12 protein-coding genes are annotated in these 12,910 nt (G+C 66.3%); 7 read left to right on the top strand and 5 right to left on the bottom strand.

Features of this window, described 5'->3' with window-relative positions; genetic code table 11:
• Positions 1-35 precede the first annotated feature (35 nt).
• The 3 genes from ABD301_RS01195 to ABD301_RS01205 all read left to right on the top strand — a co-directional run bounded on the left by ABD301_RS01195 (position 36) and on the right by ABD301_RS01205 (position 3,511).
• A complete protein-coding gene (locus tag ABD301_RS01195; protein WP_344306304.1) occupies positions 36-692 on the top strand; it encodes a response regulator transcription factor in 657 nt (218 codons plus the stop codon).
• A 20-nt stretch (positions 693-712) separates the two neighbouring features.
• Positions 713-1,885, top strand: coding sequence for a sensor histidine kinase (locus ABD301_RS01200; protein WP_344306306.1), 1,173 nt, complete (start codon positions 713-715; stop codon positions 1,883-1,885).
• A gap of 366 nt (positions 1,886-2,251) precedes the next feature.
• Positions 2,252-3,511 (top strand): DUF222 domain-containing protein, encoded by a 1,260-nt coding sequence (locus ABD301_RS01205; RefSeq protein WP_163569912.1) that lies wholly within the window; start codon positions 2,252-2,254, stop codon positions 3,509-3,511.
• A 78-nt stretch (positions 3,512-3,589) separates the two neighbouring features.
• On the opposite strand, the gene ABD301_RS01210 is transcribed toward ABD301_RS01205, so the two are convergent.
• Both ABD301_RS01210 and ABD301_RS01215 read right to left on the bottom strand, forming a co-directional pair.
• Positions 3,590-5,242, bottom strand: a complete 1,653-nt coding sequence (locus ABD301_RS01210; protein ID WP_344306309.1) for an MOSC domain-containing protein — start codon at positions 5,240-5,242, stop codon at positions 3,590-3,592.
• Between the two features lie 94 nt (positions 5,243-5,336).
• Positions 5,337-6,056, bottom strand: a complete 720-nt coding sequence (locus ABD301_RS01215) for an SDR family oxidoreductase (RefSeq protein ID WP_344306311.1) — start codon at positions 6,054-6,056, stop codon at positions 5,337-5,339.
• Positions 6,057-6,153: 97 nt separating this feature from the next.
• On the opposite strand from ABD301_RS01215, the gene ABD301_RS01220 reads away from it, so the two are divergent.
• Positions 6,154-6,660, top strand: coding sequence for a CGNR zinc finger domain-containing protein (locus ABD301_RS01220; RefSeq protein ID WP_163569913.1), 507 nt, complete (start codon positions 6,154-6,156; stop codon positions 6,658-6,660).
• A gap of 68 nt (positions 6,661-6,728) precedes the next feature.
• Entirely contained in the window at positions 6,729-7,628 is a 900-nt protein-coding gene (locus tag ABD301_RS01225) for an N-acetylmuramoyl-L-alanine amidase (protein WP_344306313.1), read from the top strand.
• 2 nt (positions 7,629-7,630) lie between these two features.
• Here ABD301_RS01225 and ABD301_RS01230 read toward each other — a convergent pair whose 3' ends face one another.
• Both ABD301_RS01230 and ABD301_RS01235 read right to left on the bottom strand, forming a co-directional pair.
• Positions 7,631-8,407 (bottom strand): AfsR/SARP family transcriptional regulator, encoded by a 777-nt coding sequence (locus ABD301_RS01230; protein ID WP_344306315.1) that lies wholly within the window; start codon positions 8,405-8,407, stop codon positions 7,631-7,633.
• 129 nt (positions 8,408-8,536) lie between these two features.
• Complete coding sequence (locus tag ABD301_RS01235) at positions 8,537-10,093, bottom strand: MFS transporter (protein WP_344306317.1); 1,557 nt, start codon at positions 10,091-10,093, stop codon at positions 8,537-8,539.
• A gap of 302 nt (positions 10,094-10,395) precedes the next feature.
• On the opposite strand from ABD301_RS01235, the gene ABD301_RS01240 reads away from it, so the two are divergent.
• Positions 10,396-10,767, top strand: coding sequence for a YciI family protein (locus ABD301_RS01240; RefSeq protein WP_344306319.1), 372 nt, complete (start codon positions 10,396-10,398; stop codon positions 10,765-10,767).
• On the top strand, positions 10,764-11,990 hold the full coding sequence (locus tag ABD301_RS01245; protein WP_344306321.1) for an RNA polymerase sigma factor: 1,227 nt from the start codon (positions 10,764-10,766) through the stop codon (positions 11,988-11,990). Before ABD301_RS01240 ends, ABD301_RS01245 begins: the two co-directional genes overlap by 4 nt.
• A 27-nt stretch (positions 11,991-12,017) precedes the next feature.
• Here ABD301_RS01245 and ABD301_RS01250 read toward each other — a convergent pair whose 3' ends face one another.
• Positions 12,018-12,899, bottom strand: a complete 882-nt coding sequence (locus ABD301_RS01250; RefSeq protein ID WP_344306323.1) for an SDR family oxidoreductase — start codon at positions 12,897-12,899, stop codon at positions 12,018-12,020.
• Between the last annotated feature and the right edge of the window lie 11 nt (positions 12,900-12,910).

Below are 12,910 nucleotides of genomic sequence, written 5' to 3' on the forward strand. Positions count from 1 at the left end.
CATCACCACAATGAGCGGGAACAGCGGGAGGGAAAATGCGCGTACTGGTCGTCGAGGACGAACAGCTGCTGGCCGACGCGATCGCCGAGGGCCTGCGGCAGCAGGCGATCGCCGCCGACGTGGCGTACGACGGCGACGACGGCATGGACCGGTTGGCGGTCAACGAGTACGACGTGGTCGTGCTCGACCGGGACCTGCCCACGCTCTCCGGCGATGAAGTCTGCCGGCGGATTGTGCTGTCCGGGGGCCATTCTCGGGTGCTGATGCTGACCGCGTCGACCACAGTGGACGATCGAGTCGGCGGACTTTCGTTGGGCGCGGACGACTATCTGGGCAAGCCATTCGCCTTCGTCGAGCTGGTGGCCCGGATCCGGGCGCTGGCCCGGCGATCCCGGCCGTTGGCGCCACCGGTGCTGGAAAAGGCCGGGCTGTGGCTGGACCCGAACCGCCGCGAGGTGCTCCGGAACAACCGGCCGATTTACCTGTCCCTCAAGGAGTTCGCCGTGCTGGAAGAACTCATGCGAGCCGATGGCGCGGTGGTCTCGGCGGAATGTCTCTTGGAGCGGGTATGGGACGAGAACATCGATCCGTTCACCAACGTCGTACGGGTGACGGTGATGACGTTGCGTCGCAAGCTCGGCCAGCCCCCACTCATCACCACGGTCCGTGGCGCCGGATACGAGCTGTCGTAACGAAACAGCCGACCGTACGGGTGCGGTTGACGCTCTGGTACGGCGCGATGGTGATGGTCGCCGGCCTCTGTCTGGTCAGCATCACGTACGTCCTGTTCGCGAACGCCTTGCACAACAACATCACCGCCACGACCGATCGTATTTATCCCCGCTCCACGGCGAAAATCGTTCAGGATCTCGGGGTGGCCGCCACCCCGCGCTTTTCCGACGCGCAGGCGGCCAAGCGGGAAGAGGCGGCTATTGAGTTGGCGGACGAGTTCAACCGCCGCCAACTGGCGGCCGAAACGGCCGCCAAACAGTCGTTGCTGACCGAGAGTGCGATCGCGCTCGGGCTGGTGGCGATGCTGGCGCTGGCCGGCGGATGGCTGCTGGCCGGGCGGGCACTGCGGCCGCTGCACCACATCACCGCGACGGCTCGTACGGTCGCGGACTCCACCTTGCACGAGCGGATCGGGTTGGCCGGGCCGGACGACGAGCTGAAGGAGCTGGCCGACACCTTCGACGCGATGCTGGCCCGGCTGGACCGCGCTTTTTCGCACCAACGCAGGTTTGTCGCGGACGCATCGCATGAACTGCGAACGCCGCTCGCGGTCAACCGTACGCTGCTGGAGGTGGCGATGAACCGGCCGAACGCCTCCGCCGACCTGCGCGAACTCGGCGGCAAGCTACTGATCGCCACCACCCGGCATGAACAGTTGCTGGACGGGCTACTGACGTTGGCCCGCAGCGACCAGGGGCTGGCTACCCGTACACCGGTCGACCTCGCCGACATCGCTTGGCACGCAACGGAATCCGCCGCGGACACCGTACGCACCTCGCTGGGTCCGGCGGCGGTCAACGGGGACCCGGTGCTGCTGGAGCGGGTAGCCCACAATCTCGTACAGAACGCGCTCACGTACAACCAACCAGACGGCTGGGTCGCGGTGGAAACCTTTCAGTACCAAGAAAGCGCGGTGCTGACCGTCAGCAATTCCGGTCCCGTCGTACCAGCCGACCTGACCGAGGCCATCTTCGAGCCTTTTCGCCGGCTCGGCCCGCGGACGGCCAGCACCGGCCGCTTCGGACTTGGCCTCGCGATAGTCCGGTCCGTCGCGGTCGCACACGGCGGCACCGCGACCGCCTTCCCGCGCGAAGGCGGCGGCCTGACGGTCCGAGTGGTCCTTCCCACCTCATCCTCTCGCGATCGACGGTAGACTCCAGCGGATCCCCAAAGACGAAGTTCTTCGCGAACTCGACGTTTTCACTGCCGACACGCCGATAGACACTGCGAGAACGTCAAGTTCGCGGTGTTTGCGCCGGGGAGGGATCCGCTAACTACTCCGGTAGCATTCCCGGTGCGCCGAGCGCCATACGGCACGTCCGTCTCACTCACCGTCTGGCACCCCGCACTAAGTTGTTGATCATGGGAGTGTCCCGCACTTGACACGAAGTCGAGAAAGTGCGGGAATTTCCATGATCAACAACAACAATCATTCTTTGTCTTTTCCACAAGGGCCATTCCTATCCACAGAAACAAAATTGGCGTCCCAACTGTCGGTGGCAGCCGGTAAAATCGGGTCATGAGCAGAAAACGAAGGCGACCGGAATTCACCGACCCCAACAAACAACCGTGGCGGACCTTGCCACCCAGCTGGGTTCCTTTGCAGATGCTGGAGGAACTCGACCGGTACGGCCGAGCCGACGCGGACACGGCACTGGCCGCGGTCGAGACACTCGACAAAGTCATCTCCTACACGCAGGCGATGCAGATGCGGTTCATGGACCGCTTCACCAACGCCCGCCCCGCCGTAGGTGCACCGTTCTCCAAGTACGCGGCCGGTGAAATCGCCGCATCGCTCACGTGGAGCGTGTCCGCGGCTCAGAAGCGGTTGAATTTGGCGTACCAACTGGTTCACGAACTCCCCGGCACCATGGCGGGAATGTCTCACGGTCACCTTGACCTGCGTAAAGCATTCACGTTCGCGGACCAGGTCAGCCACCTCTCACCCGAAGACGCACAGAAAGTCGAAGAAAAGGTCCTACCCGGCGCCGATTCCAAGACGCCTCGATCGATCAGGGACAGGGCCCGCCGGGAGGTCATCAAAATCGACCCAGCCGCTGCCGAAACCCGCCGCAAGAAACTCGTCTCCGAACGACGGGTGGAAAAGCAGCCCTGCGAAGACGGGATGGCTCTACTGGGCGCGTTCCTGCCCGCCGAATCAGCCGAAGCGATCTACCGCATCATCGACACCATCGCCCGCAGCCTCAAAACCAAAGACGAGTCCCGCACCATGGACGCGCTCCGCGCCGACGCTCTTACCGACCTTTGTCTGGGCGTGCCCAGCAACGTACGCACCAAAATCGAACTCCGCGTAGACGCCACCACGCTGATGGGTCTGGACGACAATCCCGCGATCCTGAGTGGATACGGCCCGATGACCGCGCAACGCGCCCGCGAACTCGCCGGCGACGAAAACAGCGACTGGTACCGCATCCTCACCGACCCAGTCAGTGGTGTGGTCATCGACCACGGCCGTACGCGCTACCGCCCCACCAAGGCACTACGGGACCTGGTGAACGCACGCGACCAACGATGCTGCGGACCCGCCTGCAACCGGCCGGCGGCGACCTGCGAGTTCGACCACACCACCCCCTTCCGTGACCCGGAAGGGAAAACCGCGTACGACAGTGCCGGACCAGCATGCAAATTCCACAACGACATCAAAGAACACGGCTGGACCGTCACCCAACCAACACCAGGCCGATTCCTCTGGACCAGCCCCACCGGACGCACCTACGACGTCACACCCAACGACGAATACCCACCACCACCGTTCTGAGGACCAGTGTTGCGAGCCTGTGCCGGACATTCCAGTTCATGTTGATCCATCTTCGAGTTGGTGGTCCATCGCTTTCCTTTACATGTCGAGAACAACGTCAGTACGCGGACGGGCGCAGCACAGCAGGACGGTGCCAGGCGTCGGATTTTCCAGCGGTGCTGGCGAATAGTTGACTTCTCCGGACAGCAACGGCGTCTCGCACGTACGACAGACTCCAGAACGGCACGCCCAACGCGCGGGGACATCGCACGATTCGGCGAATTCGAGAATGCTTCCTTCGGTGAAGGCCGCCGAAATACCACTGCGAGCGAAAGTGATCTCCGGTCCTCGCCCAAGCTTTCCGGCCGGTTGGTGGGGCTGTTTGGTGTTCTTGTCCCTGATTCCGGGAGTGATCGGCGCGAGTGTGCCGAAAGTTTCGCTGTAGACACGATCAAGTCCGGCCGCCCGCAGGCCTTCGGCCATGTCGGTCATAAACCCTGTCGGTCCGCACACGTACGCGACGGCATCGGCTGGAAGCTTCAGTTCGGCCAGCCGGGCCGCCGAAAGTCGGCTCTCGGCGCTGTAATACGTACGGGCATGAACGTGCGGCAGCGAGGCGAGCAGGTCCTGCGTCTCGCCGGCGAAGGCTTGCTCCTGCGGCCGCCGGATGGTGTGCAGCCACCAGATCTCGCGCTCGGACCGCTGGGCGGCGAGCCGGTGCAGCATCGCCAGCACCGGCGTGATGCCGACGCCGGCGGAGACCAGCACGACCGGCCGGTTGTCCTCCCCCAGCACGAAATCTCCGCGTGGCGCGGCGACCTCGAGGGTGTCCCCGGCTCGTACGGTCACATGGATGTAGCCGCTGACCTGGCCATGGGGCTCGTGTTTGACACTAATCCGGTATGCGTCCGTGGACGACACCGAATAGCTGCGGACCGCGCCATGCGGGCCGACTGGCACGCGTACGGACAAATACTGGCCTGGCCGCGCCGGCGGTAGCCGCTCGCCATCGGGATCGGCGAGGTGGATCGAGGAAATCGTGGCGCTTTCTCGTACGACCTGGGTCACCCGCAGTTTCCGGAACCCGGTCCACCCTGGACCCGGAGTCTCGTCAGGGTCCAGCAGTTGCCGCAGCGATTCCTGCCAGCCGTGGCTCAGCGCCGAGATGTCGACGGCCCGGCGGAGCGTTTCGCGGTCCTTGTCCGGCAAATACAGCAGGGCGTCGACGGCGGCGACACTCACACTTCCCACCCCGGCATAAGTCCGGACGATATCGTCGCCGGCCCGTACGAGCCCCTCTTTGACCACCCGCATATAGAAACCGGGCCGGTGATGGGAAACCAGCAGCGCCGCCAGCCGCGGTTCGCCGATCCGCAGCCCGGCTCGATAGCAGGTCACCCGCGGCTGGCTGACCTCGAATTCGGCGGCCCCGATCCGATAGCGATCGCCAATGCAGACCTCGTTGTCAGCGAGGCCCTGCACAGTGAGATTTTCGGCGAAGAAGCCAGGGACCAAATCATCCCGGTGGAAATAGTCGCGCCAGTAGTCATAAGACTCGGCTTGGTAGACGAGCACGGCCCGGTTGGGACCGCCGTGACCAACGGTGTCGCCCTGACCGTCGCCGTCAACTCCCAGCCGGTGCGCCATCGCGGCCCCGTCGACCGGATCTTTCCAGGCACCGGTGTAAACGGTGGAGCCGTTCCAGGAAATATCGCGGGGCATGCCGACATTCAAGGACAGCACGGTCGACACTATCCGACCTCCTCGATATCAAGACCACCGTCGATGCCACGCGGTGTCAGCTTCCCATCGCAAAGCCTGGTCGTCCAGCAGCACGGTGACGTCGTCAGACAAGTGCTTCGCCGCCGTCGACGGCGAGCGTGACACCGGTCAGGAAAGTGTTGGTGAGAGCGAAAATCGCGGCGCTGGCGATGTCTTCTTCGGTGCCGATCCGACGGGCCGGGTTGCGCATGCTCATGTCCTTGAAAAGCTCGGCTTTGGCGGTCTCGCCGAGGCCGTCCCAAGCGCCGGTGTCGATCACCCCAGGGGAGAGGGCGTTAACCCGGATAGGCGCGAGTTCCAATGAGAGCGAGCGGGTAAGCGTGTCCGCGGCACCGTTGGTGATGGCTACCGCCATCGTGCCGATCGCGATTTTGAAAGCCGCCACACCGGAAAACAACAGGAACGAACCGCCTTCGTTGATCCGCGGCCGCAAATACTTGGCCAGCATCAGCGGGCCGATCACCTTGGTGTCGAAAGACGCCTGGACCGACTCACGGCTCAGATCCTCCAACCGGCCGCGGGCCCGGGCCGACGCGGTGGACACGACATGGTCGATGGTGCCGAGCCGCTCCCCCAGCGCGATGATCGCGTCGTCGTCGGTGACGTCGACGGTTTCCGTCGTGATGCCCGACTCCTGGGCGTACGCGGCCTTCAGAGCCTCCTGGTTACGTCCGGCCACCACCACCTCGGCGCCGGCGTCACGGGCCGCCAGCGCGATAGCGCGGGCGATGCCGCTGCCTCGGCCGATGACCAACACCCGGCTGCCCTGCAGCGACTTCGCCACGGCTAACTCCTTAGTGCTCTTTGGCTGGTTAGGTGACCCGAGTAGACACCCCATCATTCTAACTTGTCAAGATAGTTATAACGGTTAGGATGATGGCATGGCACACACTGGCGAAGAGCAGTTGCTGCTCGATCTCCTGAACAGCACTCCAGTGGCCGAGCACGGTCCCGTCGACCTGCTGGCGGCCGACGACCAAGCGGGGGACTGGGCTCGTACGCGCGGCGGCACCGGCTCAACGGCTGAGGCGAGCCACCTGCGCCGGGTCCGCGACCAGTTGCAGGCTGTCGTACGCGGAAAGGAGCCGGTGACCACGCTGGCGCCGGCACTGCGGGGTGTACGCATGCGGCCCGACCTCACCGATGCGGGCATCGACTGGCGACTCGATGTGCCAGCCGACCGCCGGCTCGCCACCGAGGCGTTGCTGGCCTGGGGTCGCGTACGGGAGCAGTTGCCGGGACGCCTGCGGGCCTGCGCCAACGGTGAATGCCAGTTGTTCCTGCTCGACCACAGCCGGCCGAACACGGCCCGCTGGTGCTCGATGAAGGTCTGCGGGAACCGACTGAAGGCTCGCCGGCACTATCAGCGCAGCCAGCTGCCCAACTGACGCGCGAAAGTCTGCCCGTTTAGGTAGGGGATGCCGGGATCGCCGCCGCCAACAGTTACAGTGAGTTGATGAGTAACACGGGGACGCGACCACGACGAGCCGTCGCGATGGCCGCGACCCTGTGCGCCCTGGCCGTCGCCACCACGGCCTGTGGATCGGCCGGCCCGCCCACTGTGCCGGTGAGCGACACCACCAGCCCATCCGCTTCTGCGAGTCCGTCGACCTCACCCAGCCCGGCTGGTACGCCCAATCAGCCGCTCTCGGTCCGGCCTCCAATCGCCGGCCCGCTGCCCGCCAGCCGCCCGGTGATCGTGCTCGATCCGGGCCACACCCCGTCCGTCAAGGCGATCGATCCGGCCAGCGGCCTGGACGTCTCCGGCTACGAAAACGAGCCGGAGATGCAGGACGTGTTCGCGGTGGCGCTGCTGGTCAAGGCCAAGCTGGAGGCCGCTGGCTACCAGGTCATTATGACCAAGCCGCACCTGCGCGACCGGGTCAACCAGGCGCAGCGGTCGGCGGTGGCCAACAACGCCCACGCGGCCCTCGCGCTGAGCATTCACGACCAGGCCGGGCCGAAGGGCGGGATTGCCTTCAACCAAGGAAACAACACCGTCTACTACCAGAAAGTCGGGACCTACCGGGCGACCCGAAGCGGCAAACGCGTCTATTTCACTGACCGTACGATCGCAGACATCAGCGCCCGGTACGGTCAGGTTTTCCAGCAACAGCGTGCCCGTGCCGAAGGCCACTCGGTCGCGGTCCGCGGCGACGTCGGCTACGACCTCGGCGACCGCGACCTCGCGCCCGGCAACATCTGGATCGTCCAGCTGCTGTCCAGGGTTCCGTGGATCTACAACGAAGCCGGCGGGAACAGCGCCGGTATTTCCGGCCTCAACGCCGCCGACAAGCAGCGCTACGCCAACGGATTGGTCGCTGCCGTCGAAATCTGCGTCCCCACCCACCGCTAGCCCTATCTGAGCGGCGCGTTCCACCCCTCGTCGCGCAGGATCTTGCAGTAGAGATCGCGCAGCGCAGTGCCGGGTTCGACCCCGAGATCCCGGACCAGCCGACGCCGAGTCTCCCCATACGCGTCCACGGCCTCGGCCTGCCGACCGCACCGCCACAGCGCGTACATCAAGTGGGCGGTGAACCTCTCACGTGCCGGATAACCGGCCCGGAGCAGCCGAATCTCCGGAACGATCGCGGCCGGATCGCCATACCGCAGGTCCAGTTCGATGCGGTCTTCCAGCGCGACCAACCGGTATTCGGTCAGATATTCACGACGTACGGCCAATGCTGGACCAGGCAACGACCCGAACGGCACACCCCGCCAATAAGACAGCCCGGAAGCCAAAAGTCGCCGAGCCAGCTGCTCGTCGCCGGCCCGCCGGGCCTGGTGCCCCTCGGCGATCCGCCGCTCGAAACGCTCGGTATCCAGTAAATCCCACGAAACCCGCAGCTGGTAGCCACCTCGGGCTCGCTCGATGGCGGTCAGCGCCGACACGTCCGGTCCGAGGCACTGCCGGAGCCGATAGACGTACGTCGGCACCACCCGGGTCCCGCTGTTCGGCGGATCATCGCCCCACACCGCATGCAGCAGGGTGTCAGCCGTCAGGGTTTCGTTGGGTCGGCTGAGGAAAACTCCCAGCAACGCCTGCTGGCGGACCGGTCCGAGGTCGAGCGACAGTCCATCCCTGGTGACCTCCAGCGGTCCAAGTGCCCTGAATTCCAGTTGGTTCGCAGCCATGTCGATAGTCCTTTGGTCCCCCAGATGAACGCGCACCCGGGGGCGAAGTCACACCAGCTGGCGGCCGATGAAACCGCGCGCGTACGTGAGCGCCGGAGGTCGACTCCGGCGCGCACGTACGACGGGCGGTCAGGAGGCCACCGGCGCCGCGGTCTGTGCCGCGTTTTCGCTCTCCGGCGCGGCGGTTTCGGCGCGCTGGCCAGTGCGTACGACCACCACCGCGAGCGCCGCGAAGATCACCGCGGCGATGATTCCGCAAATGGTGACCCCGCTGGTGAAGGCGTCCTTGGCGGTCTGCAGCAACTGGTACGCCTGCGCTGCCGGCAGGTGCGCGCTGGCGGCCTGCGCGCCGGCCAAGGTCTCACGGGCGGCGGCTGGTACGCCGGTGAAGCCCGCGAGCTGCGTACGGTAGACAGCTGCGCTGATCGCGCCGAGCAGCGCGATCCCGAAGGCGCCGCCGAAGTAGTTGCTGGTCTCGGACATGGCCGCCGCCGAGCCGGCCCGCTCCGGGCGTACCGATCCAATGACCAGGCCGGTGCCGAGCGCGAACAGCGGGCCGGTGCCCAGCGCCAGTACGGTCACCGCCGCGATCGCCACTGGCAGCCCGCCAGTGGCGCTGACCTGCGTCAACAAGACGCAGCCCAGGACCGATATGAGCAGCCCACCGGCGATCGCGGTGCTCGGCAGCATCCGCCGGGTCAGCGCTGGGGCGAGCATCGTACCGACCGCCACTCCGATGCCCATCGGGGCGAAGAGCAGTGCCGACTCCAGCGGGGTGAAGCCCAGCACGCTCTGCAGATACTGGGTGACCAGCAGGCCGGTGCCGGCCATCGCGACGCCGGCGAAGACCAGCGAGATGAGAACGGCGGTGAAGGCCCGGTTGGCGAACAGCCGCAGGTCCAGCAGCGGGGTCTCCAACACCAGTTGGCGGCGTACGAAGGCAACTGCGACAACCACGCCGGCAGCGATCGACAGCAGCGGTACGACGGGGTTGTGCGAGTCGCCGACGGTCAGCTGCTTCAGGCCGTACACCAGCAGCAACACCGCCGCCAACGACAGTCCGGCGCTGGCCAGGTCCACCCGGTTCCCGGTCGGATTGCTGAACTCGGGCAGCAGGAACGGGCCAGCCACCAGCAGGGCCACCATCACCGGCACCGCGACCAGGAACACCGAACCCCACCAGAAGTGCTGCAGCAGCGCACCGGCGAGCACCGGCCCGAGCGCCCCACCGGCGAACTGGCAGGTGGCCCAGATCGCGATCGCCCTGCCGCGCTGCGCCGGGTCGCGGAACATGTTGCCGATCAGCGCCAACGTCGACGGCGTCAGCGTCGCGCCGGCGATCCCCAGCAGCAACCTCGCGACGATCAACATCAAGGGACTGACCGAAAACGCGGCGACCACCGACATCAGCGCGAACGCCGTTCCGCCGACGAACAGCAACTTGCGGCGGCCGATCCGGTCGCCCAGGGTGCCCATCGTGATGACGAAGCCGGCGACCATGAAGCCGTACCCGTCCGAAATCCACAGCTGTTCGATGCTGGTCGCCCCGAGGTCCGCGCTCAACCGCGGCAGCGCCAGGAACAGCGCGGTCATGTCCATCGCCACCAGTAGGGCCGGCAGCGCCAGCAACGTCAGCCCCAGCCATTCTCGCCGGCCGGCGACCTCGCTGTGCATCGTGTTCGGCATGTCCACTCCTCGTTCGCCTCGGATCGGTTCACCGGTTGGTCGCAGCCGTCGCGGGCTTCTTGACATCTGGATGAGAAGAAATTTCACCCGGCCGCGACCCGACCCTCGCAGCGGCACGTACGCAACGGAATGACCGATCCGGCAGCACGGTGTTGCGCGGAACACACCGCAAACAAGGCCACCGCCGTGCCAAGGTTCGAGTCGGAAAAAGTTCCGTCGACAATGTCAAGGACGGCCGGCGTGCTTCGACCAACCGCCGACGGATCCGCATCGGGATCCGCGGCGCACCACAAGGAGTGGACATGAAATTCCTGCTGATCATGCACATGAACCCGGCGGTCTGGGACGCGCTGACCGAGGACGAGCGGGCCGAGATCGGCAACGGGCACGGCGGTTTCATCGAGAAAATCACCGCTTCCGGCGAGATGATCACCACCCAGGGCCTCGCGGACCCGTCGCAGAGCGCGGTCGTACGGGTGCGGGGTGGCCAGCGGGTGGTCACCGACGGGCCGTATCTGGAGGCCAAGGAATACCTGGGCGGTTTCTACCTGATCGACTGCGAGAACCGTGAGCGTGCGCTGGAACTCGCGGCCGAGATCCCGGACGCCAAGGTCGACGGCCTCGGCGTGGAGGTCCGCCAGGTGATGTTCTCCGATGGGAACCTTGAGGTGTGACCACTGATTCGACCGCCGAGGACCTGCTGCGCGAGTGTGCGCCGCGGGTCCTTGGTGCGCTCGTACGCCGGCATGGCCAGTTCGAGGAATGCGAGGACGCGGTCCAGGAGGCGGTGCTCGCGGCCACCGTCCAATGGCCGGCCGAGGGCGTACCGACGAACCCGTACGGCTGGCTGATCACCGTCGCCTCCCGGCGGTTGATCGACCAGCAGCGGCGCGAACACGCGCGGCGGGTACGGGAGAACGTGCTGGCCGCGCGGGTTCCGGAGGCGGTCGACGACACCGTGCCGGACACCGACGACTCGCTGGTTCTGCTGTTCCTGTGCTGTCATCCGGCGCTCACCGCGGCCTCCCAGACAGCGCTCACGCTGCGGGCCGTCGGTGGGCTCACGACGGCCGAGATCGCCCAGGCCTTCCTGGTGCCCGAGGCCACCATGGCAGCCCGGATCAGCCGCGCCAAACAGCGCATCAAGGCAGCTGGGAGCCAGTTTCACCGGCCAGCCGCCGACGAGCTACCGGAGCGGTTGCAGGTGGTTCTGCAGGTGCTCTACCTGATTTTCAACGAGGGTTACACGGCCTCTTCCGGGACCGACCTGCATCGTGCCGACCTCGCCCGTGAGGCCATCCGGCTGACCCGGATGGTGCGCCGGCAGCTACCCGATGACGGCGAACTGGCCGGGCTGCTCGCACTGATGTTGCTGACCGACTCCCGGCGAGCGGCCAGGACGGGACCCGGTGGTGACCTGATCCCGCTCGACGAGCAGGACCGGGCCCGCTGGGACCGCGAGCAGATCGCCGAGGGCACCGCACTGGTCACCCAGGCGTTGGCCGCGTCCGCCCTCGGGCCGTACCAACTGCAGGCCGCGATCGCCGCCGTACACGCGCAGGCTGCTCGCGCGCAGGGCACCGACTGGGCCCAGGTGCACTTGCTTTACAAGATCCTGGAGCGGATCGCACCGAACCCGATGGTCACCCTCAACCGCGCCATCGCGCTCGCCGAGACCCAGGGGCCGCCGGCCGGCCTCGCGCTGCTGTCCACATTGGACAGTGATGAGCGGATGGCGAACCACCACCGGCTGCATTCAGTACGCGCGCACCTGCTGGAAAAGGCCGGTGATCTGACGGGCGCTCGTACGAACTATCTGCTGGCCGCTCGCGGCACCGCCAGCATCACCGAGCGCCGCTTTCTCGAATCCCGCGCGGCCCGCGTCTCAGGTCACTAATGGTCGGCCCCCTTTTTCGCGACCGCTTCAGGGCTGGATGTTTTCCAGGTCGTCGAGAAGGCTTGGGTGGGTTGGATTCCAGCCGAGCGCTTCACGGGTGTGGGTGCTGGAAGACGGTTGGTCGGTCGCGAAAATCGGTCCGAGCGGGCCGAAAGTCTGCGTTGCCACCGGTTCGACCGGCAGCCCGAGGCGACGGCCGATGACGGCGGCGATCTCGCGTACGGCGTCGCCTTCGTCGGCCACCGCGTGCCAAACCGTCCCGGCAGGTGCCTTTTCCAGGGCCAGCCGGAAAAGGACGGCCGCGTCGAGGGCGTGTACGGCCGGCCAGCGTTGGTCGCCGTCACCTGGGTAGCCGGACACTCCGGATCCGCGGGCGATGGTGGTCAGCAAGCCGGCGAATCCACCGTTGCCTTGGTTGTGGACCGTACGCGGCAAGCGTATGGCGGTGCTCCGGACTCCGCGCGAGGCGAGATCCAGGGCCGCCGCAACTGCGACTCCGCGACCGCCGACCGGCCCCTCGGTCGACGTTGGATCCGACTCAACGGAGGGGCGGCCAGGCACGTATGGCGTACCGGAAACCACGACGTACGGGCGGTCGCTCCCGACAAGTTCCGCACCCAAGGTAGCGATGGCGGCGCTCTCCTGGGCCACCGCCTGAGCGACCGCGTCCGCGCTGCTGAAATCGTTGGCAAACGCCAAGTGGATCACTCCATCTGCCTGACCAGCGCCGACGCGGAGAGTGTCCACGTCAGAGAGGCTTCCCCGCAGCGCCTTCGCGCCGACTGCCTCGACGGCTTTCGCGGACGACTCGGTACGAGCGAGGGCCAACACAGTGTGACCATTGGCCAAGAGCTCGGCGACGACAGCGGACCCGACCAGCCCGGTGCCGCCGGTGATAAATACGTGCATAAGACTCTCCC

The organism is Fodinicola feengrottensis, from assembly GCF_039530045.1.
Classification (GTDB): Bacteria; Actinomycetota; Actinomycetes; order Mycobacteriales; family HKI-0501; genus Fodinicola; species Fodinicola feengrottensis.